Source organism: Oscillatoria salina IIICB1, assembly GCF_020144665.1.
GTDB lineage: Bacteria > Cyanobacteriota > Cyanobacteriia > Cyanobacteriales > SIO1D9 > IIICB1.
Map to the genome: position 1 here is coordinate 136,138 of NZ_JAAHBQ010000117.1, position 23,273 is coordinate 159,410.

The 23,273-nt window shown below is 41.2% G+C and carries 21 protein-coding genes and 1 other RNA gene; 14 read left to right on the forward strand and 8 right to left on the reverse strand.

The features are described from left to right. The first annotated feature begins 9 nt into the window (after positions 1–9). The 3 genes from G3T18_RS23575 to G3T18_RS23585 all read left to right on the forward strand — a co-directional run bounded on the left by G3T18_RS23575 (position 10) and on the right by G3T18_RS23585 (position 1,916). On the forward strand, positions 10–921 hold the full coding sequence (locus tag G3T18_RS23575) for an alpha/beta fold hydrolase (protein ID WP_224413068.1): 912 nt from the start codon (positions 10–12) through the stop codon (positions 919–921). 226 nt (positions 922–1,147) lie between these two features. Then, complete coding sequence (locus G3T18_RS23580) at positions 1,148–1,306, forward strand: hypothetical protein (RefSeq protein ID WP_224413041.1); 159 nt, start codon at positions 1,148–1,150, stop codon at positions 1,304–1,306. A 298-nt stretch (positions 1,307–1,604) separates the two neighbouring features. Further along, entirely contained in the window at positions 1,605–1,916 is a 312-nt protein-coding gene (locus tag G3T18_RS23585; RefSeq protein WP_224413042.1) for a DUF6679 family protein, read from the forward strand. 18 nt (positions 1,917–1,934) lie between these two features. Here the strand turns inward: G3T18_RS23585 and G3T18_RS23590 are convergent, their stop codons facing one another. Both G3T18_RS23590 and G3T18_RS23595 read right to left on the reverse strand, forming a co-directional pair. After that, complete coding sequence (locus G3T18_RS23590; RefSeq protein WP_224413043.1) at positions 1,935–3,632, reverse strand: MBL fold metallo-hydrolase; 1,698 nt, start codon at positions 3,630–3,632, stop codon at positions 1,935–1,937. A gap of 312 nt (positions 3,633–3,944) precedes the next feature. Continuing rightward, complete coding sequence (locus G3T18_RS23595; RefSeq protein WP_224413044.1) at positions 3,945–5,879, reverse strand: cation:proton antiporter; 1,935 nt, start codon at positions 5,877–5,879, stop codon at positions 3,945–3,947. Positions 5,880–6,703: 824 nt separating this feature from the next. Here G3T18_RS23595 and G3T18_RS23600 point away from each other — a divergent pair. Then, a complete protein-coding gene (locus G3T18_RS23600; RefSeq protein ID WP_224413045.1) occupies positions 6,704–8,380 on the forward strand; it encodes an ArnT family glycosyltransferase in 1,677 nt (558 codons plus the stop codon). Positions 8,381–8,722: 342 nt separating this feature from the next. Here G3T18_RS23600 and G3T18_RS23605 read toward each other — a convergent pair whose 3' ends face one another. Next, positions 8,723–9,127, reverse strand: a complete 405-nt coding sequence (locus G3T18_RS23605) for an AbrB family transcriptional regulator (RefSeq protein WP_224413046.1) — start codon at positions 9,125–9,127, stop codon at positions 8,723–8,725. A 537-nt stretch (positions 9,128–9,664) separates the two neighbouring features. On the opposite strand from G3T18_RS23605, the gene G3T18_RS23610 reads away from it, so the two are divergent. The 8 genes from G3T18_RS23610 to sppA all read left to right on the forward strand — a co-directional run bounded on the left by G3T18_RS23610 (position 9,665) and on the right by sppA (position 17,089). After that, the gene (locus G3T18_RS23610) at positions 9,665–10,108 is read left to right on the forward strand and encodes an Rrf2 family transcriptional regulator (protein ID WP_224413047.1); all 444 of its coding nucleotides are present in this window, start codon (positions 9,665–9,667) and stop codon (positions 10,106–10,108) included. A gap of 83 nt (positions 10,109–10,191) precedes the next feature. Beyond that, complete coding sequence (locus G3T18_RS23615) at positions 10,192–10,581, forward strand: GFA family protein (protein WP_224413048.1); 390 nt, start codon at positions 10,192–10,194, stop codon at positions 10,579–10,581. Positions 10,582–10,596: 15 nt separating this feature from the next. After that, positions 10,597–11,604 (forward strand): adenosylcobinamide-phosphate synthase CbiB, encoded by a 1,008-nt coding sequence (cbiB, locus tag G3T18_RS23620; protein ID WP_224413049.1) that lies wholly within the window; start codon positions 10,597–10,599, stop codon positions 11,602–11,604. A gap of 171 nt (positions 11,605–11,775) precedes the next feature. After that, on the forward strand, positions 11,776–12,609 hold the full coding sequence (locus G3T18_RS23625; protein ID WP_224413050.1) for a M23 family metallopeptidase: 834 nt from the start codon (positions 11,776–11,778) through the stop codon (positions 12,607–12,609). Positions 12,610–12,821: 212 nt separating this feature from the next. Further along, the gene (locus G3T18_RS25805; RefSeq protein WP_224413051.1) at positions 12,822–13,409 is read left to right on the forward strand and encodes a peptidoglycan-binding protein; all 588 of its coding nucleotides are present in this window, start codon (positions 12,822–12,824) and stop codon (positions 13,407–13,409) included. A 163-nt stretch (positions 13,410–13,572) separates the two neighbouring features. Further along, positions 13,573–14,112 carry a bifunctional pyr operon transcriptional regulator/uracil phosphoribosyltransferase PyrR gene (gene pyrR / locus G3T18_RS23635; protein WP_224413052.1) on the forward strand — a complete coding sequence of 180 codons (540 nt, stop codon included), beginning with the start codon at positions 13,573–13,575 and terminating at the stop codon, positions 14,110–14,112. 64 nt (positions 14,113–14,176) lie between these two features. Continuing rightward, the gene (fni, locus tag G3T18_RS23640) at positions 14,177–15,205 is read left to right on the forward strand and encodes a type 2 isopentenyl-diphosphate Delta-isomerase (protein WP_224413053.1); all 1,029 of its coding nucleotides are present in this window, start codon (positions 14,177–14,179) and stop codon (positions 15,203–15,205) included. Positions 15,206–15,295: 90 nt separating this feature from the next. After that, the gene (sppA, locus tag G3T18_RS23645) at positions 15,296–17,089 is read left to right on the forward strand and encodes a signal peptide peptidase SppA (RefSeq protein WP_224413054.1); all 1,794 of its coding nucleotides are present in this window, start codon (positions 15,296–15,298) and stop codon (positions 17,087–17,089) included. 47 nt (positions 17,090–17,136) lie between these two features. Here sppA and G3T18_RS23650 read toward each other — a convergent pair whose 3' ends face one another. The 3 genes from G3T18_RS23650 to G3T18_RS23660 all read right to left on the reverse strand — a co-directional run bounded on the left by G3T18_RS23650 (position 17,137) and on the right by G3T18_RS23660 (position 20,892). Further along, positions 17,137–17,721, reverse strand: a complete 585-nt coding sequence (locus G3T18_RS23650; protein ID WP_224413055.1) for a 2'-5' RNA ligase family protein — start codon at positions 17,719–17,721, stop codon at positions 17,137–17,139. Positions 17,722–18,000: 279 nt separating this feature from the next. Further along, the gene (locus G3T18_RS23655) at positions 18,001–19,107 is read right to left on the reverse strand and encodes a leucine-rich repeat domain-containing protein (RefSeq protein ID WP_224413056.1); all 1,107 of its coding nucleotides are present in this window, start codon (positions 19,105–19,107) and stop codon (positions 18,001–18,003) included. A 171-nt stretch (positions 19,108–19,278) separates the two neighbouring features. Continuing rightward, positions 19,279–20,892, reverse strand: coding sequence for a leucine-rich repeat domain-containing protein (locus G3T18_RS23660; RefSeq protein WP_224413057.1), 1,614 nt, complete (start codon positions 20,890–20,892; stop codon positions 19,279–19,281). Between the two features lie 256 nt (positions 20,893–21,148). On the opposite strand from G3T18_RS23660, the gene G3T18_RS23665 reads away from it, so the two are divergent. Continuing rightward, positions 21,149–21,415 carry a YciI family protein gene (locus G3T18_RS23665; protein ID WP_224413058.1) on the forward strand — a complete coding sequence of 89 codons (267 nt, stop codon included), beginning with the start codon at positions 21,149–21,151 and terminating at the stop codon, positions 21,413–21,415. A gap of 71 nt (positions 21,416–21,486) precedes the next feature. Here G3T18_RS23665 and G3T18_RS23670 read toward each other — a convergent pair whose 3' ends face one another. After that, on the reverse strand, positions 21,487–22,125 hold the full coding sequence (locus G3T18_RS23670) for a PFE-CTERM domain-containing protein (protein WP_224413059.1): 639 nt from the start codon (positions 22,123–22,125) through the stop codon (positions 21,487–21,489). A 417-nt stretch (positions 22,126–22,542) separates the two neighbouring features. Between G3T18_RS23670 and ffs the strand changes: the two genes are divergently transcribed. Continuing rightward, positions 22,543–22,639: signal recognition particle sRNA small type (ffs, locus tag G3T18_RS23675), an RNA gene on the forward strand. A 24-nt stretch (positions 22,640–22,663) separates the two neighbouring features. Here ffs and G3T18_RS23680 read toward each other — a convergent pair. Beyond that, the gene (locus tag G3T18_RS23680; RefSeq protein WP_224413060.1) at positions 22,664–23,230 is read right to left on the reverse strand and encodes a Uma2 family endonuclease; all 567 of its coding nucleotides are present in this window, start codon (positions 23,228–23,230) and stop codon (positions 22,664–22,666) included. Between the last annotated feature and the right edge of the window lie 43 nt (positions 23,231–23,273).

Sequence of the window (23,273 nt, forward strand, 5' to 3'; positions counted from 1 at the left end):
TATGAAGACATGGCAAGCATCGATCTTCTGGGAGTACCTCACGCTTACGAACTAACACCTCGCCCCCCAAATTCATCTTCTGTGGTGCTAGTTTTCATTCATGGCTGGCTCTTAAGCTATAGGTATTGGCAACCCGTAGTAGAGTTATTAGCACAAGATTATCAGTGCCTTTGTTATGACTTACGGGGATTTGGCGATTCTCAACTCAACAAGGCAGCAAGCGATCGCGCGATCGCTATCTCAAATTCTCTCTCTGTTCAAGCTAATTTGGCTTCTAGTTATACTTTGGCTGCTTATGCCCGAGATTTAGGTATTTTGCTCGAAAAGTTAGGCATTGAGAAAGCTTGGCTGCTCGGTCACTCTTTGGGTGGTAGTATCGCTCTTTGGGGTGCTGATTTGTTTAGCGAAATTGTTAAGGGAGTTATTTGTCTTAATTCTGGGGGCGGTATTTATGTTAAAGAGGAATTTGAACGCTTTCGCTCTGCGGGTCAGCAATTGGTCAAAAGACGTTTTAGTTGGCTTAAATACGTGCCTTTGATCGATTTAGTCTTTGCGCGAGCAATGGTGGCTCGTCCCTTGTCTCGTCATTGGGCGCGTCAGCGCGTTTTGGATTTTGTCAAGGCGGAAACTCAGGCAGCTTTGGGTGCTTTGCTTGATTCGACCACAGAATCTGAAGTTCACCAGTTACCACGAATTGTGGCGCGACTTCAACAACCAGTTTATTTTTTAGCTGGGGCGCAAGATACAATTATGGAACCTAAGTATGTTCGTCATTTAGCCAGCTTTCACCAATTGTTTGGCGATTGTGGCTCTAATGTGATTGAAATTGCTGATTGCGGACATATGTCGATGATCGAACAACCCGATTTGGTAGCGCTGAGGATTAAAGAAATTCTCAGCAAGCACGAATGGCTAGATTAGCTCTTGACAAAATAAAATTGGTCTGAAAAAATTTCCAGCAATAAAGCAAGTTAAAACTGGGAATAATAGGTTAGGTAAGAATGAGTACAACTGGCTTAACAAACCTCGGCTCGACCTGAAAAATTTGCTTGTGAGAATTTTGTTAGGATAGAGCAAGGTTAAGCATAACCAACAAATAACCAAGAAAAAATTTTTGCTCGCGAGCAAGCCAACTAATCACTGATTAATGAAAATTTACTTGTTACCCCAAAAAATCAAAGCTATTTTGCCTAAAGGTAATCAGGATTATCCTGTTAGACTAGGGATGATGAAAAATCGATTGTCAAAGATCGCCCAAAAATACCATTATCTTCATGAGTCTTTAAATGTGGTAGCTGTGGCGTAGAATTAGATTGTAATCCAAGACCAGCATTAATTTAGAGCGCTGGTATTCAGATATTATCCTTAAACCGTTAGCTCGCTCGATGGGGATTGCTGGAATCGGGTCAAAGCAACTTGATAGTATTGCTGTCAAGGATTCGATCTAAGAAAAGCTTTCCCAAAGGTAGCACCAAAAAAACTTTGAACCTACCTAGAGACAACTTTCTTGATTGGATAGGTAAGTTTAAGTAAGTTTTTGAGAGCGGCAAAGCACAAACAAGAACAAAGCTAGTAAGAAAGTATCAGCCTAGGAGAAGCTAACTATGCTACACCGCAAGATTTATCAACTCTGTGCAGATGGTCGTGAAGTTTGCTTGTTCTTGCGGGACCAGCAACGTTGGATTGAAAACGCTCGGATCGTCGATTTAGAAGGCGATTTAGTGACTATTCGTTATGAAACTGAAGAAGATGACGAAGTTAGTTCTTGGGAAGAAATGGTTCGTCTAGAAAGTATTGGTTCTGTAACCCAAAAACTGGCTTCAGTTCCCAGAGGAAACGCAGAAATTCAAGTTTCTGATGATTGTCCCGAAGCGGAACAAATCAGACCCCACTATCCAGAAAGCGATCGCGAGTAATCTCGCCAGTGACTGAAGTTATGTTTCGTTTTGGGGGTCAGCAGGTTCGTACACTGGGCAGTATCCTTCTGGGGTTACTTTGAAACCGTACAGAGGAGAAGCTTGGTTACAGCAGCGCTGACCCCTTTGGTGACGGCAGTTGCCACAACAATCAATATCAATAGGCATTTTGGCGTTGCTGGTTTGAGTTAAAAGTTCCCGTTGCGATAAACCTCTTAAGACTAATTCTTCTCCTTGCCAACGGGCTTCGACTAAACCTGTATCAGCAAAGTTATTCCAACGGGGATCGGTAGTGAGGGAATCAGGTAAATTAATTTTGACGCCATCAGCTAATTCATTCAACTCTCCTTCGTAATGAGTTTCTAGAGGTGCCGCAGGTTGAATAAAGTTGTCCCCAATTGGCAATTCGACAAGGGTTCCTGCCCTAGGAGAATGTAATTGATAGCGATTTTGCAGTTCTTCTAAGCTGGTTAAATCTGCCAAGTAAGCAGGGGAACCGTGGACAAAAATTACGTGCTGGGGACGTAAATTGTGGATGAGCTGAGTAGTATTCAAACCATCACTATGTTGGGCAAGTAAATAAGTTTCGATCCGCAGCCGATTCGAGTTGGGAGAACCAAGAGTCCGAATCTCGCTGGCAAGGCTGAAAATTTGCCTGGGATCGGGTTGCATTTTCAACCGAGGATGTTCGTGGAGTAAAATCAGCCAAGATCCCGACTCCGGATGACAAAATTCTCTTAGTTGAGTAGCATAATCGGTCAGCACGATACAGGGAGATTGACCGATGTTACTGCGATTCTCTGGACTTAAGCGACGCACTCGCGGGCGTACTCGGTCATCCCAAAACAAAGGCTGATGTCGGGCAAAATTTTGTACTGATGCCGGAAAATGAGGCAAAAGTTCTAGATAAGCATCGCAACCTATGGCGACAGTGGCATCAACCCAAATATCCAAATCCCGACCTGTAAACTGATGATGAGAGCGCAAAAGCATCAAAATTTCTTGACCTAAACCCAAAGAAGGTACGGGTAAGAGAACACTTTGAGAATTGGCGATCGCGCGATCGATCCGTTCCATCAGTTGTTTTTCTTGTTGTCTGCGCCGAGGATGTCGCGCTGTACCGTAACTGCCTTCAATAATTAGGACATCGGGCGCTAACCCGCGTAGAGACTCGATTGATAAACCATCTACCAAACGCGAATTAGAAACAGAAAAATCGCCCGTATAAAGCAATTTATAAGCACGCGATCGCTCCTGTTCGGGATTCTTATACGTCAGCAAAATCGCTGCGGCACCAGGTAAATGACCTGCCGGGAACAATTCTGCACTCAAACCATCACAAAATTCTACAGGCGATCGCCAAGGCAAAGCTTGACAAAATTGTGGTATTTCTGCTCTGTTTAACTCTTGCCAATTCAGAGGCAATAACTCCGTAGTTACTTCTGAAGCATAAATTGGCATTTGCGGAAAAGCTTGATGCAGTGCGAGTAAACCTTGTGCGTGATCTGTATGAGCGTGAGAACACAACAACAAATCTGCCGGAGGAGCGCTCAAACTTTCTAGCTCAGAAATATCACTCAAACCACAATCAAGGAGAATGCGGTGAGGTCCCATCCGTACCAACAAACAAACACCTTCTTCCCCATGAGCAACGCCATAGGGAAGACAGGATAACGTAACCAACTCGTCAAAAGTGGTGGAGCGATGTTGATTCATACTCCGTGCCACGGCAAAACCATCTATTTTGCATAAATTGTCATTATATCATGACCAAAGCCTAGTCTTAGAAATTGTCTAGGAAATGCAAAATAGAAAATTCTCAGTGAGCCGAACCATTGCCGTGATAGTTATCAGAATCATAAAATCCGTTTTTAGTGCCAAAGAACAAGCTAGAAAGAATAAAAAGAGCCGTTAAGACTAGCAGCACAACTTTGACATCCATAAATTTCCCTTACCTTCTCCAAATCTTCTAAATACATATTGACATCTTCGGAACGATTAACCAAGAGAATCGGCTGAGCCAATATTTTACTGATTAACTGGCTCAGTAACTTTCTCCTCGGTAGATTCAGGCACCGGAGCAGCAATAGGCACTTCCTCAACTTCCGGAAGTTTTTCCAAAGCCAAACGAGAACTAGAACTACCACCAGAGAGACGTTTGAGTAATTTCGGTCTGGGATCGTGAAGCAGATAAATAATTTCGTCACCTGCACGCCATTCTTCAGAAGCTTTCACTACTTGTAAACGTCTTTCTCGTTTCACCAATAACGGTAATAGTTCGCCCGAACGAATCAAAGCTTTCAAATGCGCTTGTTGGAAAGTAAAACCTGGCTCTTTGAGTACAGTTCTACCCAACTTAACTTGTCCTTCGCTTAAATATTGGTTCCAAGTTTTTATCGGTAGTTGAGCAATAAAAGCTTGGTTAACCTTGGCTTTATTGGTCGGATTATTAGTTTGGCTATTTTTGGGAAAAACGGCTAAGACACGAGGAGGCTGAAATTCCTCGATCGCGCGCTGTCCTAAAACTAAATTCACTTCTCCATTACTGGTGAGCGCCAGAAAAGTCCCGATTGATTCAATTCCTGCTTCTTCTAAAGCATCAGGATCGAGTCCGCTACTTTGAAAGACGCGCAGATTTTCCTCTTCGGCTTTTTGACAAGCTTCGGGGTCAGTGTCAATTAGCACCACTGATTCTCCCTGTTCTTGAAACAATCGTCCAACCAAACGCCCCAAAGGATTACAGCCAATAATTACCGCCCCAGTTGCTTCCGAAGAAGTAATTTTCAGCCAGTGAGCAACCCAACGAGCAGTCAGCCCTTGGACTAAAACTGTCATCATAATCGTCAGGAAAACCAGAGCTTTAATCGAATCTCCGCCATTAAAACCTCTTTGAGTCAGCAAAATAGCGAATAAAGAAGCCACTGAAGCCGAAACAATTCCTCTCGGTCCGACCCAACCTAAAAATAACTTTTGCCGCCAGTTCAGTCCGCTTTTCCAGGTACACAAAGTAACACTCACCGGACGTACTACCAACATCAGCAAGAGAACTGTAAACAGACTTCCCCAACCCAAAGCAAAAATACTGGCGATCGATAAATCGGCTGCTAGCAGAATAAACAGAACCGACACACCAAGGACAGTTAATTGTCCTTTAAAGCGGCGGAGAAGCCTTTCTTCAGGAATAGAAGAAGCTCTCAAGACAATTCCAGCCACCACAGTAGCCATCAGCCCCGATTCCGAACGGACAGTTTGAGCTAATCCAAATAAGCCCCAAACCCCTGCCAAAACTACTAAATTTTTCAGGTCTTCAGAGATAAAACTGCCTAGCTTGAGAATTAAATTCAACAACCAGCCCCCAACAGCACCGATAATGGCTCCAATGCCCAAACGGAGCAAGAGACCGCTAACTATTTCGACAGCACCAGCATCGCTATTAAAAATCGTGTCTAAAACGACGACAGCTAAAATTGCGCCTACTGGGTCGATTAAAACTCCTTCGCCCTCTAGTAAAGTAGCTACTTGTCGGTCTACTTCCACATATTTGAGCAAGGGACTAATTACCGTCGGTCCGGTAACTACCACTAAAGAAGCATAAAGAAATGCCAGGGGCCAAGGGAATTCTGCCAGCCAATGGGCTGCCATCCCGCCCCCAAGCAAAGTAAGTAGGGTTCCAAAGGTAACTAAGTTACGCAAACTACCAGAAACTCTACCTAAAGCTCGTAATTCTAAATTCAGTCCTCCCTCAAACAGAATCACGGCTACTGAGAGAGCTACAATCACTTCCAGACCAACACCCAACTCGTGAGGGTGCAGCAAGTCTAAACCGTCGCTACCCAGCATGATGCCGAATAGCAGTAAGAAGACGATGCTTGGCACTTTCAGATATTCAGCCACAACCTGGGCACTAATGCCTGCAAGGACTGCGATTACTATTTGTAGGGTAAGTTCAAAAGATCCTTCCATAGGCTTTATTTTCGCAGGCGAGCAACTCAGGTTTCGATCGATGGCTTTGTACTTTGACAAAGCATTAGCTTAGTTTAATAAATTCCTTTGACAATTGCTTGAGAGATTTCAACCAGGATTTTCTACCAATATGGTTTTTTTCCATCTACCTTGGTTAAAAATTGCCTTTGATGAGCAATATTTACCAGGCTTGAGTTTGACAGTTAAGTAGCGGACACTTTATTTTATCGATCTTTAGGTTTTTACACGCACTTGCGTAAGTTGGATTGTTGCTAATGTCGGTGAGGGAATTTTTTCTTACTCTAGTTGTAGAGGTGAGTTGGTTTGGATTTGGTAGGTACTAAGGTAAATACATTAATAAGCTTTGATTATCCTCTGGGTGCTGATGAGTAATTTTAACAAAAGTTTTCCCGTTAGGAAGTTACGTTTGTGTATTTTGGTTCATTCTGGGTATTTTAACATCTGCATTCTGGAAAAAGTTCGGCGATAGTATCCGGCGATCGCGCCAAGGTTGGTGAAATTTGTTTTGGCTGAGTTCGATTGTGGTTAGTTTAGATATTTTACTGGGAAAGTTAAGATCGTTATGCTGTCTGGAAATGGAGATTTCACTTGCAGCTTTTGATTTGAAGAGAAGTAGAGCTTAATTTCCTGTCTCAAGTTGGATTAAGCAGGAAAAAATTTTACCTAAAAACAATTTGGGAAAAATTTAAGGAGGCGATCGCGCAGATCTTAACTCCGATCTGGCTGTCGCTGAGAGACTATAGAAATAGGTTAAGTGTTTTAACTGAGAAATCAAAAAAAGTAATCTCAATTATATGTAACTTATGGAGCGTCAAACTTTTGCTTGGGGTCGTTTAGGAAAGACGATTCGTCGCCACGATCGAGGTATTGAATGGCTGTGGATTTTAGGTTTACTGCTAGCTGCTTTGATTCTCTATTTGACTAATTTGGGTAGTTTGCCACTGCGAGATTGGGATGAAGGGACGATCGCTCAAGTGGCTAAGGAAATCTGGCAGGGAGATTGGCTGTTTCCGACTTTGTGGGGAGAGCCTTATCTGAATAAACCTCCTTTGATTCATTGGGCGATCGCGTCTCTGTATTCGTTTGCAGGTGTGTCGGAGTGGACGACGCGCTTACCTAGTGCTTTGCTGAGTGCGGTTTCTGTACCGTTACTTTACTGTTTGGGGAGAGAACTTTTTCCGGTTCGCACTCCTGCGGTTTTTTCGAGTTTAGTTTATTTAACTTTATTGCCTGTTTTACGTCACGGACGTTTGGCAATGCTTGATGGACCGATTCTTTGTTTTACAATCTTGACTATCTGGTGTACTTTGCGATCGCGTCGCGATTTGCGTTGGGCTTTGGGTACGGGGATTGGTTTAGCTTTAATTGCTTTGACTAAGGGGATTATGGCTTTGTTAATTGCGGCGATCGCTTTGTCTTTTTTGGCTTGGGATACGCCACGATTGCTGTTTTCGGTTTATTTTTGGACTGGTTTGTTTTTGGGGAGCGTTCCGGCGATCGCTTGGTATGTTGCTCAATGGCAGCAGTATGCTGGTGATTTTCTCAGCACTGGGATCTTGGATCAGTCCCTAAGCCGTATTTGGACGACTGTGGAAAATCACGACGGCCCGTTTTGGTACTACTTGTTGGAAATTGTCAAGTATCCTTGGCCTTGGCTTTTGTTTGCTGTTTATGGTTGGCGCTTGGCTTGGGAAAATCGTAACTGGGGTTGGGCAAAATTAGTTTTGATTTGGAGTGGTGTTTATTTAGTCTCTGTGTCGTTAATGGCGACGAAACTGCCTTGGTACATTCTGCCTCTTTATCCTGCTTTAGCTTTGGCTGCTGGAGCGGAATTAGCGGAAGTTCGTGCTTTGCCGAGTTTTCGTGCTTATCCTCGTTGGTGGACGATTATTTTAGCTTTCCTCGCACTGGTAGCTACTGTGGCTAGTATTTATTTTGGCATTACGGCTCAGAGCGATCGCTCTTTAATTATTATTTTGGGAGCAGTTGCTTTAACCGCAGTCACGGCGGCAGTTTTAATTGAAAGAAAGGACGAGCAATTTATTTCGATGTTGGTTTGGGGAATGTATGTCTCGTTGTTGCTCTTTGTTAGTTCTCCCCACTGGATTTGGGAGCTAAATGAGGCTTTTCCCGTTCAACCAGTGGCGGGAATAGTTAAACTAACTACGTCGAGAAATGAAACTGTTTACACTTCTTTCGACTATCGCCGTCCTTCGCTAGATTTTTATAGCGAGAAACCTATTTTACCGCCTCCTGAAGCTGAGTTAGAACAGCTACAACAAAATCGAGCAGCAACAAATATTAGTTCCCCAGAAGAACTTAAATTAGAGTGGTTCCAACAATATTGGCAAAACCAAGCAACACCTTACCTGTTGCTCTCGGCTGATACTTTAAGTCAGTTGAATTTAGAATCAGTCCAAGAGTTAGGTACTGCACCTCCTAACTTTGTCCTGATTGGTAAAAGCGAAACTGAAAAATAAGTTCGATCGAAAGAAACAAACAATTTCTCAAGCTAACAATCGTACCAGCTTGAGAAATTTATTTTTTTACTCGAATCTCGCGTCCAACCGTTCTGAATAACAAGACGAAAAACAACCTAAGTTACCCTCAACCCGCAATTAGGTGGGTAGAGGGATTAATGCTCAAAGTGCAATCGCTAATTTTCAACTTTTAGGTTAGCGAATCTCTGACTCAGATTCGATTCCAGGCAAGTTTTTTTTAAAGAATGTTAACCCCAGCAACGATGAGGTTGTTTTTTTAGCTGTTCGAGCTGTTTTCCCCTGCTAACTTCCTTTCAACAGTAGCTAGGGTAGCTAGCAAGCTTATTCTTCATCAAATTCATCATCATCATCAGCATTAATTTGCTTAAGATGAATATGTTTTCGTCCTAGAGTAATCTCAAATTCATCTCCTGGTTTCAAGCCCATCTTTCTTGTGTAAGCGGAGCCGATCAAGAGATTATGGTTAGACTGCACGCTAATTTTATAACTAGCAGAGCGTCCGCCACGACCGTTCCCGTTAGAAGTGCTATCTAATTCAATTCCCTCTGCATCAATAAGAGCATTGAGGAACTTCATCATATTAACGCGCTCGATACCGTTTTTGGTGACGGTATAGTAACCACATTCTCTAGCTTTTTCCTCTTTACTGAGGTTTCCTAAGTCTTTAACTTTCCTGACCAATGCTTCCCCGGTTAAGGGTTCTGGTTTTTTCTTTTTATTAGCCATCAACTCGATCTCAAACTAATGACTTGTATAGTTTACAAGTTCTTTGCCTAATTATACAGTAACAAAGATAATAAAATCTTTGTCTGTTATCAGTAGATAATTATATATTACACGCATCAGGTCAACTCGATGCAAGGAATTGGTCGAGTCAAGAAAAATCTCTTAGGGTTCAATCTGCGATTTTCAAAAGAACATCTACAATGCCTATGGATGAAGGTAGCGACAGCAGAGGATTTTTGGGAGAATACAGACAGAATAGTGAAGCATTCAACCAAAGTGTTTGGGTTGATGTTTAATCGGCGACTATGCTGAAGCTTAGTAATTAGTAATTATTTACCAGTTACAGTGGTTGAGAGATGAAGAGCTAAAAAAATAACTATTGAAGTTCTAGGTATTAACACTGGTACGAGTTAGATTTTTGCACCACGATGCTAAAAGAATAGCTTACCACTATGAGAACCAAAGTGCGCTCGCGCTTTGATTCAATTAATCAGTTTGAGATAATCGTTAGAGAGAAGCTAGAAACCTCTTTTAAAGATGAAATTAACTACTCGCGGACATTACAGCGTCAAAGCGTTATTAGATATTAGTTTGCAGCCGAAGCAAAAACCTACTTCAGTGAAGGAGATTTCGTCTCGACAAGATATTCCTGCGGCTTATTTAGAAAAGTTACTGATCGAAATGCGTCGTGCTGGTTTGGTAAAGTCAGTGAGAGGAGCTTATGGAGGCTATAAACTTGCTCGTCAACCTGCACAAATTTCTCTCGGAGAAATCTTAGCCGCAGTGGGGGAAACTGTTATGCCACTTTCTCATCATACTCCTGATACTTCTGCTACTGAAGATTGGGTAACATTTTGTTTGTGGCAAAGATTACACGAAAAACTCCAAGAAGCTCTTTACAGTATTACCTTGGCAGACCTATACTATGATGCTCGTAGTTGGCAAGCTGCTCTGGGAGAAGAAACTAGCTTTGTGGTTTAAACGAAGCGAGCAAAACTAAAATAAACTGGCGATCGCCTAAATGTTACTTTTTATTTACTTATCGAGCCTAAACTTTATCGATTATGACAAAAACTAACGAATCTGTAACTTATCAAGGTGGCTGTCACTGCGGTGCAATTCGCTTCCAAGTGGTGGTTGACAAACACGAGGGTTTGGAGTGTAACTGCTCGATTTGTCGCAAGAAAGGTTTTTTACACTTGATTGTTCCCCCCGCACAATTTGAGTTACTTAAGGGGGCTGATTGTTTATCTACCTACACCTTTAACACGGGAACTGCTCGACATACATTTTGCCGTGTTTGTGGTATTCATCCGTTTTATCGTCCTCGTTCTCATCCGGATGCTTATGATGTCAACATTCGCTGTCTAGATGGGGATTTGCTGTCTCGATTTGAGATCGAATTTTTCGATGGTGCACATTGGGAAGCAAATGTTGAGAAAATCCGCCAATAAGCGATCGCGATCGTGATGAACCCAGATTACATTACCCTTAACTCGCTCAATTATTCACTAATTTTAGTTCTCGCTGCAACTTTAGATTATCTGGTTGGAGATCCTTGGGCTTTACCTCATCCGGTGCAATTTATGGGCTGGATAATTTCTCGCTACACGCAGTTTGTCCTACAAAAGTTTAGCAGTAAACTGGCAAGACGAATAGCGGGAATCGGCTTAACGATCGCGCTAATCTTTGGTAGTGCGATCGCTGGTTGGTCGATCGTTCGAGGTGCAATTTGGCTGCATCCGATCTGGGGTCTTCTTGCTCAAACTATTCTTTTAGCTAGCTGTTTTGCAACTCGCAGTTTACGCGCTGCGGCTGAGGATGTTCTCCAACCATTAATAACAGGAAACTTAACTGAAGCTCGAAGTAAATTAAGCCGATATGTGGGTCGAGATACAGAAAATCTTGACGAAGGGGAAGTGCTACGGGCTGTTTTAGAAACGATCGCTGAAAATACAACTGATGGGGTGACAGCACCGCTATTTTATGCTATTGTTGGTGCATTTTTACCGGGAATTGGTAGCGTTCCTTTTGCACTTGCTTATAAAGCAGCGAGTACCTTGGATTCGATGGTAGGTTATACCAAAGAACCATATCTAGATCTCGGTTGGTCGAGTGCGAAATTAGAAGATTTATTAACTTGGTTTCCCTGTCGGCTGACGGTGTTAACTATTGCTTGGCGATCGCCAAAATTTTTTCAGGTCTGGAAACTTTGTCTGCGAGATGCGAAAGCCGATCCTAGTCCTAATTCGGGTTGGAGTGAATGCGCTTTTGCGGCGGCTCTCAATGTACAGTTGGGAGGAACAAATTTCTATGGTGGGGTTCTTAAGTACAAACCGCTTTTGGGAGAACCCAAAGAATCAATTACTCCAGCGAAAATTCAGCAAGGGTTGCAGTTGATGCGCTTTTGTTTTTTGCTGTGGCTGGGGTTCGCTTTGGTAATTTTTTTAGCCGAATCAATTTGGTTTCCGGGTTAATTTTGCTATTTTTGGCGCGCGTTATTACCCAAAAGTCAAGATAAGTCAAGATAAATTAAACTGAACTGGAAAGTAGATATCGCAACATTCGGGATGTGAGTTCTGAAATTATCCCGAATGTAGCTACTGCTGGGAGAAATACCAGCAAAAATTGTTATTTCGATAAACAACATGAAACGATCGCAAATTCTCAAGTTACTTGCTCTTTTGACCGTTGCCTTTTCTTTCCCGACACTAATTAAACATCTCGTTCCGTCTTTACCCGCCGCAGTAGCCCAAGATTCAACTCAAAATCAAGCTTCTACTCAATATATATGGCCCGCCCAAGGTACTTTTGCTTATGGCTACCGCAGCGATCATCCAGGAATCGATATCGCTGGACCGATGGGAATGACAGTTATGGCGGCGGCAGATGGTGAAGTGGTAACTTCTGGTTGGGATGACTTTGGTTTAGGTAACGAAATCCGGATTAAACATTCTGATGGTAGTTTGACAGTTTACGGTCACAATCAAACCTTATTAGTGAAGAAAGGTGACTTTGTGCGCCAAGGTCAAGCGATCGCTTATATGGGTAGTACGGGTAACAGTATCGCACCTCACGTCCATTTTGAACTTCATCGCAACGGTAATCTTATTAATCCTCTACCTTTTCTACCGCCTTTAGTTGCAGGTAAAATTCCCTCACCCCAAATAGTTACATCTCAACCAGTCGCGCCGAGAGTAGCAGCAACTAACAGTATTTCTTCAGCAGCAAAATGCGCTGGTGAAGCGATTATTGCTGGGGAAACTGATAACTTTCGCGTCAGCGTTTGTCAGCAAAATGACCAGTTAGTTTATATCGGACAATCTAAACAAAATCCCACGGTTTTTGTACGTTTACCTGCTTATTCTCTCGGTGGCGGTCAATATCGCGCTGATAATGGCAGTTACTCTTATTATGTCAGTCCGGGACGAGTTGAAGTTATGCGTAACGGTCGTCAAATTCGTACTGAAGTTTTGTACTAAAGCAAAAGCTTTATTTTTCTTTAAATCAGGATTTCGCTACAGCTACCTAGACTTAAGGAGGATGCGAGATCCTTTTTCTTCTCCTTAAACTTGTCACATCGTCAATTAGCAGTATAATGGTTGCATAACCAAGTTAATTTCCGTTAAATTGACGCTAATTGATGAAAAAATTAGCAAAAATTAATATTTAGAAATAAAAAAAGGAGGAAAGCGTGGAAGCACTCGCTTATGCTCAATCTTACTCTGCTTACGAAGAAGCAGCAGGTATCGAGTACGACCTTCCTGAATTGAAGTTGAATTGGACAAAATTACCCAATTCTACTTGGCTAAATTTACTCGGAGTTGCTGTTTTATTAGGTTCTCTGAGTGCGGCAGTTCCAGCCTCAGCCTTAGTAGTTAATACTCCTAGCGGTGGTTGTTTGAATGCACGCACTGGTCCTGGCACAAATTATGGGAGAGTTACTTGTGTCCGCAATGGCGCTTCGCTGAAACCTGTAGTGGCTACCAGTGGCAGTTGGTACAAGCTTTCTAGCGGGAATTGGGTCTATGGTCCATATACTAGCGGCAACCGATTAGGTGGTAGTACAGTTCTGAAATCAGGAGTTGGTTCTTCGGGTGTACCTGTAAGAACTTTACAAGCAGGTTTACGCCGTGGTGGTTATGGGATTGCTGTAGATGGGGCTTACGGTCCGAGGACAACCGCAGCCGTTGCTAATTTTCAGGCAAAATACGGTTTAGCGATCGATGGTGTTGCTGGACCAAATACGATCGCCAAGATGAAAGGTTTAGGGCTAATCTAAGAAAGATTCAATTCAACAATTTGTGTTTCCCCTGTTGGTTTGGTAGGTTACTCCATTCCAACAGGGGGATTCTTTTTTGATGATTGAGGATTCGGAGAGTAGATAGACAAGAAGGATAAACTGATAACTGTTTACTGATAAATGCGGCTACGTGCTAACTGATATGGTATCTCAAGTTATTGAAATTCTTTCTCATGAAGAAATCCGTCGTACTCTAACTCGCCTTGCTTCGCAAATTGTCGAACAAGCGGGTGAAATTTCTCAACTCGTATTGTTAGGTATTCGCACCAGAGGAGTACCTTTAGCCCAATTGCTAGCAACTCAAATCGAAATGCTCGAACAAGTGCAAGTTGCTGTGGGGGCGTTAGATATTACCTTTTATCGAGACGATCTCGATCGCATTAAGATCCGCACTCCTGCGAAAACTGAGATTCCTTTCGACTTAACTGGTAAAATTGTTGTCCTGGTTGATGATGTAATCTATAAAGGGCGAACAGTTCGCGCTGCTTTAAATGCCGTTACCGAATATGGACGACCCGAAGCAATTAGATTAGCAGTTTTAGTTGACAGAGGACATCGTCAGTTACCTATTCATCCCGATTTTGTTGGTAAAATGCTTCCTACTGCTAGTGATGAACAAGTAAAAGTTTATCTCCAAGATGTAGATGGAAGGGATGCAGTGGAATTAATCAAATTAACTTAGGTGTTGGTGGTTCCGTTGCGAGAGAAAATCAAAATTGTTCGTTCAGCCGTCGATAGGTAAATTTATGAGTAATACCCAGACGCGCAAAGCCGATCATTTACGGATTTGTCTGGAAGAAGATGTACAGTTTCATTCTTTAACGAATGGGTTAGATAACTATCGCTTTCTTCACTGTTGTTTACCAGAGTTAGATTACAGCGAAATCGATCTGAGTACCACCTTTTTAGCGAAAAAGTTGGGTGCGCCGCTATTAATTTCTTCGATGACGGGCGGTACGGAAAAAGCAAAAATGATTAATTATCGCTTGGCGGAAGTTGCCCAAACTTATAAACTGGCGATGGGGGTTGGTTCGCAACGGGTAGCGGTGGAAAATCCCGATGTCGAGCATACTTTTGCGGTGCGATCGCTCGCTCCGGATATTCTTTTATTTGCTAATCTGGGAGCGGTTCAGCTTAATTATACTTATGGTATTAAAGAATGTTTGCAAGTGATTGACATTTTGCAAGCTGATGCTTTAATTTTGCATCTCAATCCCCTCCAAGAATGTATTCAAACCCAGGGCGATACTAATTTTCATAAAATTCTTGACAAAATCGAAAATTTGTGCGATAGAATTTCTGTGCCAGTGGTGGTGAAAGAGGTAGGTAACGGGATCTCAGCGAAAATGGCGCAAAAATTGATTAACGCGGGAGTTAGCGCGATCGATGTAGCCGGGGCTGGGGGGACTTCTTGGGCAAAAGTGGAAAGCGAAAGGGCGGAAAATCCTTTACAGCGTAGACTAGGCAAAACCTTTGCTAATTGGGGCATCCCGACAGCAGAATGTATTGTCAAAATTCGCGATTTGAATCGAGAGATCCCCTTAATTGCGTCGGGAGGATTACGAAACGGGCTAGAAGCGGCAAAAGCGATCGCCCTGGGAGCAAATTTAGCAGGAATGGCGTTTCCCTTTTTACAAGCTGCGTCAGAAAGCAGCGAAGCCTTAGAATTTTTAGTAGAAGTGCTACTCGCCGAAATCAGTACCGTCTTATTTTGCACCGGAAACCGAACTTTAGCCGATTTGCAACACTCTCAATCTCTTCAGAAGCTACGATAGAAAATATACGAGTCTTTGGGATGGGAAAATTTGCACCCAAAATCTCCACAAATTAATGTTTATTTTAATGCGTGTCGATCGCATAACAAGATGCGTCAATTTATTCAACAAACCTTTGCCAGTATAATTGGAACCCTCGCCGGATTAATTCTCTTTGCGACTTTAGGCATTAGCGGATTAGTTTTGTTAATCGTTTCTGCGAGTTTAGAAGCAGAAGGTCCCAACGTTAAAGATAAATCGGTCTTAGTTTTCGATCTTTCGACTCAAATTGCCGATACCGAACCGCCAGCGACTTTCACAGAAGCGATCGCTGGAGAAGCTGCGGCGACGATCGCTTTACGCGAAGTCCTCGAAGCGATTGAAAAAGCCACTGAAGACGATCGCATCATCGCTATTTTCCTCGACGGTAGCGGTGAAGGTGGTGGAAGTGGTTACGCGACTCTGAGGGAAGTTCGCAATGCTTTAGAAGAATTTCAAAATGCTGGAAAAGAAATTATCGCCTACGATGTAGATTTTTCCGAAAAAGAATATTACGTTGCTTCGATCGCTGATACAGTGGTTTTAAATCCAATGGGAGCAATGGAATTAAATGGTCTTAGTTCCGAACAATTGTTCTTAGCTGGTGCTTTAGATCGCTATGGGATTGGGGTTCAAGTGGTAAGAGTGGGAAACTACAAAGCCGCAGTTGAACCATTTATTCGTCAGGAATTATCGCCAGAAAATCGCCAACAAACTCAAGCTTTGTTAGCCGATCTTTGGCAAGAATTTGTCGGGACAGTGGGCGAAAGTCGGGAATTAAAGCCTCAAGAGTTACAGGCGATCGCGAATACCAAAGGTTTATTACTTCCTGAAGAAGCCCAACAACAAGGTTTAGTCGATCGCGTTGCTTATTTTGACGAAGTTGTCGCTGATTTGAAAGAATTAACTGAAGCGAAAGAGAAAGATAAGTCATTTAAGCAAATTTCCTTGGAAAATTACGGCGATGTGGCGTTGCGAAATTCGCGCGATCGCTCCTCCGAGAACAAAATCGCGGTAGTATACGCTGAAGGAGCTATTGTTACAGGTCAAGGTGGAGTCCAGCAAGTCGGTAGCGATCGCTTCGCCCAAGAATTGCGAAAACTACGCCGAGATGAAGATGTCAAAGCCGTAGTTTTGCGAGTCAATAGTCCCGGTGGAAGTGCCACCGCTTCGGACATTATTCTGCGAGAATTAAAGTTAATTAAAGACGAAAAACCTTTAATTGTTTCAATGGGCGATGTAGCGGCTTCTGGTGGTTATTGGATTGCTACCGCAGCCAGCCAAATTTTTGCCGAACCGAATACCATTACTGGTTCAATTGGCGTTTTTGGCTTATTACCAAATGTGGAAGAATTGGCAAACGAAAATGGAATTACTTGGGATGTCGTCAGAACTAATAATTTAGCAAATTTAGATACAATTGCTCGTCCGAAAACTGAAGCAGAACTAGCAATTTATCAAAGGTTTGTTAATCAGGTTTATAACCAGTTTCTCAACTTAGTAGCCGAAGCCCGAAACCTTCCCCCAGAAAGGGTTGCCCAAATTGCCCAAGGTCGAGTTTGGTCTGGTGAAGATGCCAAACAAATTGGTTTAGTTGACCAAATTGGCGGTATTGATGCAGCAATTAATTACGCGGCTGAAGAAGCTAAATTAGGCGACGATTGGGAAGTGCAAGAGTATCCTTATATTCAAAGTTTTGAAGAAAGGCTGGTGAAGAAACTTACGGGGAGTTCGATTAAACAGGAAAATGTTGACCCTTTAACTCAGGAATTTCGCAAGTTAAAAGAAGATTTGGCTATTTTGCAAAGTCTCAACGATCCTAGAGGTATTTATACTTTGTTACCTTTTGATTTACGCATTAAGTAACTTTGGTAATTGGTATCACCCAATCCCCAATCCCCAATCCCCAATCCCTAATCCCCAATCTCAAAGGGAAATTCTTGCTGGATTTCCCAAAGTTTATTGTTGTGGAGTAATAAGGTAAGATTGGGAACAGTAAAATGATAGTTTAGCGAGTTGTTTTGATATTCTTTCCAAGCAGCACGAAAATTGCTTTTTGTCAAGTCCTTGAAAGCAACTGTCATGTGAGGTGCAAAGGGACGAGATTTTGCTTTCGGATCGACAATACCACAAGTATTTCGCAGATGTTCAGTTAACTTTTGTTGAATAGCGATGAGTTCCGGAGTGCGAAGCGGATTAATATAAATTACGCGCGGAGGAAAAGCCCCAAAACCCTCAAGAGTTACCGGAATTGGCGCTTCTTGAGCCGCAAACTCTGCTAAACTTTTTTCCAGAAGCGGTAAATTTTCCCACAGCCATTTAAAAGGACTTTGCAAAGTAATATGTGGTGGAGAATTCAGCGCGTGACGAGAATTGTAAACTTCTGCAAAATGCTCCTTGATTTTAGTCGCAACTTGCTGTACCTCTTCTGGAGGTAACAAAGCAATAAAAAAGAGACGTTCTTCACTCACAGCTTCAACAACTTTTGTTTTGAGCAAAAGTAGGGATTATTTATTTTCCCAAGATAGCACTTTCTGAGGAGTTATTTGGCGATCGCCAAACCGAATCAGATTAGCTGTCTAGATGTAATTATTTAGTTTGTTCGGGTTGCGATGACGCGAAATTGTGTAGAGACTAAAATGCAACGTCTCTAAATAGTCTGCATCTGTAGCCTTGCTTTAGGTAAATGGTATTAGAAAGTATAGCAGATCCTGCCCACCCTTTTCGCTTCTGAAAAAGTATAGGGAAGAAACCTTTAACATTCACTCACAAGTAGATTAATCCGAAAACTTACACATTTGTTGTTCTTGAAGCGGACAAATACGATTTGTAAGCTGATTTTCTTCCAAGTTAAGCCAAGTCAAACTACTCAAAGAAGAGAGAGGGGAAATATCTACTATTTGATTGTATCCCAAATAAAGCTCAGTCAAATTAATCAAAGAAGATAGGGGAGAAACATCTACTATTTCATTACCTGCGAGATCGAGATAAATCAAATTAATCAAAGAAGATAAGGGAGAAACCTCTACTATTTCATTACCTCCCAGATTAAGCCAAGTCAAACTACTCAAAGAAGAAAGAGGCGATATATCCACTATTTCATTAGCTAACAAATTAAGCTCAATCAAACTACTCAAAGAAAAAACGGGCGAGATATCTTTTATTTCATTGTAAGCCAAATCAAGCTCAGTCAAACTACTTAAAGAAGAAAGAGGGGAGATGTCTCTTAATTCATTGAATTGTAAATTAAGCTCAGTTAAACTACTCAGAGAAGATAGAGGCGAGATATCTACTATTTTATTGTCACTTAGATAAAGCTCAGTCAAATTCCTCAAAGAAGATAAGGGAGAAACATCTGCTATTTCATTACCTCCCAGATTAAGCCAAGTCAAACTACTCAAAGAAGAAACAGGCGAGACATCTACTACTTCATTATCACTCAGATCGAGTCCAGTCAAACTACTTAAAGAAGAAACGGGCGAGATATCCACTATTTGATTGATACTCAAACGAAGCTCAGTTAGATTAGTTAGAGAAGAAAGAGGAGAAACATCTACTATTTGATTGTTGTATAAATTAAGCTCAGTTAAATTAGTTAAAGACGAAAGGGGGGAAACATCCCTAATTTCATTGCTTTCCAGAATAAGCTCAGTCAAACTACTTAATTTTTCTTCAGCTAACTGGCAATTTGAAGTTTCAGCTTTTTCTAGCAAAACCTTCACCGTATGTTGAGCATCTGAGTTTAAGCTAGCTTGATTGTTGCACCAATCAGCAAAACTCTCAAATTCCCCCTCCTGTGCGACAACTGTTTGACTTGTCAACATCGTCGCAGCAGAAACCACAGCCAAAGCTACCCCATTCATCAATTTACCGTACTGTTTCATGGTTAATGTGAATAAAAATGTGCTACAAATAATGTTCTAACACATTTGAATTTATCAACAAGACTTTGTAGAGACGTTGCATGCAACGTCTCTACACAATTTCGTCTAGCAGAGATAAAACAAATTAGGATGAGTTCGAGAGCCAAACTTTCAAAAAAAACTACCTTAATTTTAATCTTCAAACCAACAAACAGAGCTTTCTTCGAGGGGACAAATAGGCTCTGCAAGCTGATTTTCTTTCAGATTAAGAAGAGTTAAGTTACTCAGAGAAGATAGAGAAGATATATCTACAATTTCATTCTCTTGCAGAGAAAGATTAGTTAAATTAGTCAGAGAAGATAAACCAGACACATCAACTATTTCATTATTGGTTAAATCAAGCCGAGTCAAATTAACTAGAGAAGATAAACCAGACACATCAACTATTTGATTTTGTCCCAAAAAAAGAATAGTTAAATTACTCAAAGAAGATAGGGGAGAGATATCTACTATTTGATTGTCGCTCAGACGAAGCCAAGTCAAATCACTAAGAGAAGATAAACTAGATACATCTACTATTTGATTGTTACCTAGGTCGAGATTAGTCAAACCTTTCAGAGAAGATAAACTAGATACATTCCTAATTTGATTTTCTTCCAGCTTAAGCCCAGTCAAATCGGTTAAAAAAGATAGAGAGGATATATCAACGATTTTATTGTTTCTCAAGTCAAGCAAAGACAAATTAGTCAGAGAAGATAGAGACGATATATCAATAATTTCATTGTTTCTCAGGTCTAGCCAAGTTAAATCGCTTAGAGAAGATAAAGATGATATATCTACTAAACGATTATTTGCCAGACTAAGCAAAGTTAAATTTCTCAGAGAAGATAAAGGCGATATATCTACTAGGGAACTGTTGTTCAACCCAAGCAAAGATAAATTAGTCAGAGAAGATAGAGGCGAGATATCTCTTATCGAATTATAGCCCAGACTAAGCCAAGTCAAATTGGTTAAAGAAGATAAGGGTGAGATATCGCTTAGATAATTGTTATATACAAAAAGCTTCTTTAAATTACTCAGAGAAGAGAGGGGAGATAAATCGCTAATTTGGTTATCTCCAAGTTCGAGTAAAGTCAAATTGTTAAGAGAAGAAAGGGGGGCTATTTCTTGGATTTGGTTACTATCTAGTCGTAGCGAGGTTAAATTACTTAGAGCAGACAAAGAGGATACATCTACTATTTGATTAGCGGATAGGTCAAGTACAGTTAAATTTGTCAAAGAAGAGAAACTAGAGACATCCTTAATTTGATTTTTTCTCAAATAAAGTACGTTTAACTTGGTTAAGTAAGAAAGACCAGAAACATCCTTTATTTGATTTTTTTCTAGGTCAAGCCAAGTTAAATTACTGAGAGAAGATAGAGAAGATACATCTTCAATTTGGTTATTTTTTAAGTCAAGTACAGTTAAATCTTTTAGAGAAGATAAAGGCGATATATCGGTAATTTTATTGTCATTCAGTTTAAGCAAAGTCAAATTAGTTAGAGAAGAAAGAGGAGAGATATCTACTATTTGATTACCTTTTAAATCAAGTTCGTTGCGAAAACGTAACTCCAAGTCAGCCATTAAACAATCTGAATTTTCAGCTTTTTTGAGCAAAACTTTCACGGTATGTTGAGCATCTGGGTTTAAACTATCTCGATTGTTACACCATTCGGAAAAACTGTCGAATTGTCTTGGTTGCGCGACGACTATTTGACTTGTGATGACTAGCGAAGAAGAAATGATTCCCAATGCTACTGCGCTCATCAATTTACTGTGCTGTTTCATCGTTGATGTGAATTAAAATGTGCTACAAGTAATGTTTTAGCACACTTGAATTTACAGATGAGAAATGAAGCTCGAAAAATCTAGCAATTTTCGACGATTTGTGAAAGAATATTTTGGTGGTGGGAGCGTCTCGCTCCCTGATATCAAAAAAAATATCAAAAGGTAAGTTATTAATAGCGAGCAAGATGCTCGCACTACACCAGTCTACCCAAGTTGTAATTATCTAAGAAGAAATATGCCTTGGTTTGTAAAGATTGAAAAAGGAATTGTTGACAAAACAACCTTCGACAAATATGTTCCAGATCATGTAAATTACGTCAAAGAATTAATCGCGAAAGGACATCAAGCCCGTACTGGCTATTGGGGAGAATATGGCGGCGGAATGTTATTATTTCAAGCAGAATCAAGAGAAGAAGCTGAAATAATCGTCCGCGAAGATCCTTTAATTAAAAATAATTGTGTCTCTTGGGAATTGCACGAATGGTGCATTATTGTTGAGTAAAATTTATCCCGTAGGGGTAGCGCCCCCGTGCCTACCCCCTCTTCATTATTGAAGAAAATATCGGCTTCAAATCAAACTTTAGCTACAACTTTTTCTGACTTTTCAGTTAACGAAGCTAGCTTTTTTTGCTGGTTTTCTGCCTTATTCATCCGGAAAAAATTCATTGCCCATAAACCACCTAAAAACAACAAACCCAATCCTGGAGAAAACTCAAACGGAACCGCCGTAGCTGGGGTACTAGCTACATAATCTCCAAACCCACTGTCAGTGAAATATAAACCACCAAAGCCTGGTTGAAAACTCAACCTGTTAAAGTTGGGATTTCCGCTTGTAGCAAAATCAATAGAACCACCATTCGGACCTCCTCCTGAGCCGCCAAAATTAACAAATCTAGTTCCATTACTTTCGCTGATTTGGACTAAAACATTAGCTACAGGAGTTGCAATATCGGCATTATCAAAGAAATTAGTACCGCCGAAATTGAAATTGAAACTGTAGTTAGGTAGGGTAGTTAAACCAAATGTACCATTACCTAGATCGCCATCATAACTGAAAGTACCCGTACCAACTATGGTTGAATCGATTGCTCCACTGGGAGTGTTATCAAAACTAAAAGTAACACTAAATGCTTGTGCAGGTAAAGAAGCACTCACCAGACAAAGTGCTGCACTAACTACACCCAAACCTTGAGAAAGGAAATTAACTTTCATTATTTAATAACTCCAGATTTTCAGTTTCAAAGGGGATTTGCTCGTGCTACTATTTGCACGAGCAAATCCCCTTTGTCTAGGTTTAGTTGAAACATTTAATTAAAGGATCGGAAAATAACCAATTGATTAATAAAATAGGAAAGAAAATGTTATAAATGTGGTGTAGAAACTAAAATGTAAGGTCTATTCTAAGTGATTATGCGTAGCAAACATAACGATATTTCAGATTATTTTTAGCAATTATCCAACCCAGGCAAAACCAAACTTCTAATAGCTAAAATTCTTTTCAGAAAAGTAAAAATCAACAGTTGAGTTGTCTTGAGACGACTTAGGCTATTAGCCAGGGATTTAAGCCCCAGGCAGTTTGGATGAAGCGAATCTCAACACATGACGACTTAATGTGCTATGGTAGTAAATGACCCGGACTCGTGCGGTCACAACGCCCAAACCTTGTCAGAACCGGAAGGTAGCAGCAATACGGGATGCTTGTGGCAGGCGCGAAATCCGGGTCTTCTCGTTTCTGGATTGGTGTTCAACATTAAAAAGCAATCTCTAAACTAAACCCAGGTAGTACATCTTCTCCAGACAAGATTACAGGCGTTTCTACCACTTCGACATCCTGCATTTGGCGATAAATTTCTACTTGCCGATCTTGGGGATTAATTAGCCAACCTAAGCGTAAACCACTGCGAAGATATTCCTGCATTTTAGCTTGTAGGGGTTGGAGGCGATCGCTCTTAGATCGCAATTCAATCAGAAAATCGGGACAAATTGGCGGAAAACCCGATCTTTCCTCTTCACTCAAGGCTTCCCAGCGCGATAATTCTACCCAAGAGGCATCGGGGGCGCGAGATCCACTTCCAGGTAAACTAAAGATAGTCTGAGAACTGAACGCGATACCGAGTTTTGTCTGACGATTCCAAATTACCACGCTAGCAATTAAATTGGCTTGTTGGCTGCCACTTTCGCCACCAAGTGGTGTCACAATTATCAATTCTCCTGTAGGTGAACGTTCAAGTAAAAGATCGGGATTTGCCAAACATAACTGGTAAAATTGCGAGACAGTTAATTTCGTAATTGGATCTAAATTCAAGACAGTTGTCATCACTTACATCCTCATTTAGTAGATCTACGGTGTACACACAAGT

Excerpts from the sequence above, each read along its gene's own strand:
- G3T18_RS23575 (WP_224413068.1), top strand. The coding sequence starts at position 10 with ATGGCAAGCATCGATCTTCTGGGAGTACCTCACGCTTACGAACTAACA.
- G3T18_RS23580 (WP_224413041.1), top strand. The coding sequence starts at position 1,148 with ATGAAAATTTACTTGTTACCCCAAAAAATCAAAGCTATTTTGCCTAAA.
- G3T18_RS23585 (WP_224413042.1), top strand. The coding sequence starts at position 1,605 with ATGCTACACCGCAAGATTTATCAACTCTGTGCAGATGGTCGTGAAGTT.
- G3T18_RS23590 (WP_224413043.1), bottom strand. The coding sequence starts at position 3,632 with ATGAATCAACATCGCTCCACCACTTTTGACGAGTTGGTTACGTTATCC.
- G3T18_RS23595 (WP_224413044.1), bottom strand. The coding sequence starts at position 5,879 with ATGGAAGGATCTTTTGAACTTACCCTACAAATAGTAATCGCAGTCCTT.
- G3T18_RS23600 (WP_224413045.1), top strand. The coding sequence starts at position 6,704 with ATGGAGCGTCAAACTTTTGCTTGGGGTCGTTTAGGAAAGACGATTCGT.
- G3T18_RS23605 (WP_224413046.1), bottom strand. The coding sequence starts at position 9,127 with ATGGCTAATAAAAAGAAAAAACCAGAACCCTTAACCGGGGAAGCATTG.
- G3T18_RS23610 (WP_224413047.1), top strand. The coding sequence starts at position 9,665 with ATGAAATTAACTACTCGCGGACATTACAGCGTCAAAGCGTTATTAGAT.
- G3T18_RS23615 (WP_224413048.1), top strand. The coding sequence starts at position 10,192 with ATGACAAAAACTAACGAATCTGTAACTTATCAAGGTGGCTGTCACTGC.
- cbiB (WP_224413049.1), top strand. The coding sequence starts at position 10,597 with ATGAACCCAGATTACATTACCCTTAACTCGCTCAATTATTCACTAATT.
- G3T18_RS23625 (WP_224413050.1), top strand. The coding sequence starts at position 11,776 with ATGAAACGATCGCAAATTCTCAAGTTACTTGCTCTTTTGACCGTTGCC.
- pyrR (WP_224413052.1), top strand. The coding sequence starts at position 13,573 with ATGGTATCTCAAGTTATTGAAATTCTTTCTCATGAAGAAATCCGTCGT.
- fni (WP_224413053.1), top strand. The coding sequence starts at position 14,177 with ATGAGTAATACCCAGACGCGCAAAGCCGATCATTTACGGATTTGTCTG.
- sppA (WP_224413054.1), top strand. The coding sequence starts at position 15,296 with ATGCGTCAATTTATTCAACAAACCTTTGCCAGTATAATTGGAACCCTC.
- G3T18_RS23655 (WP_224413056.1), bottom strand. The coding sequence starts at position 19,107 with ATGAAACAGTACGGTAAATTGATGAATGGGGTAGCTTTGGCTGTGGTT.
- G3T18_RS23660 (WP_224413057.1), bottom strand. The coding sequence starts at position 20,892 with ATGAGCGCAGTAGCATTGGGAATCATTTCTTCTTCGCTAGTCATCACA.
- G3T18_RS23665 (WP_224413058.1), top strand. The coding sequence starts at position 21,149 with ATGCCTTGGTTTGTAAAGATTGAAAAAGGAATTGTTGACAAAACAACC.
- G3T18_RS23670 (WP_224413059.1), bottom strand. The coding sequence starts at position 22,125 with ATGAAAGTTAATTTCCTTTCTCAAGGTTTGGGTGTAGTTAGTGCAGCA.
- G3T18_RS23680 (WP_224413060.1), bottom strand. The coding sequence starts at position 23,230 with ATGACAACTGTCTTGAATTTAGATCCAATTACGAAATTAACTGTCTCG.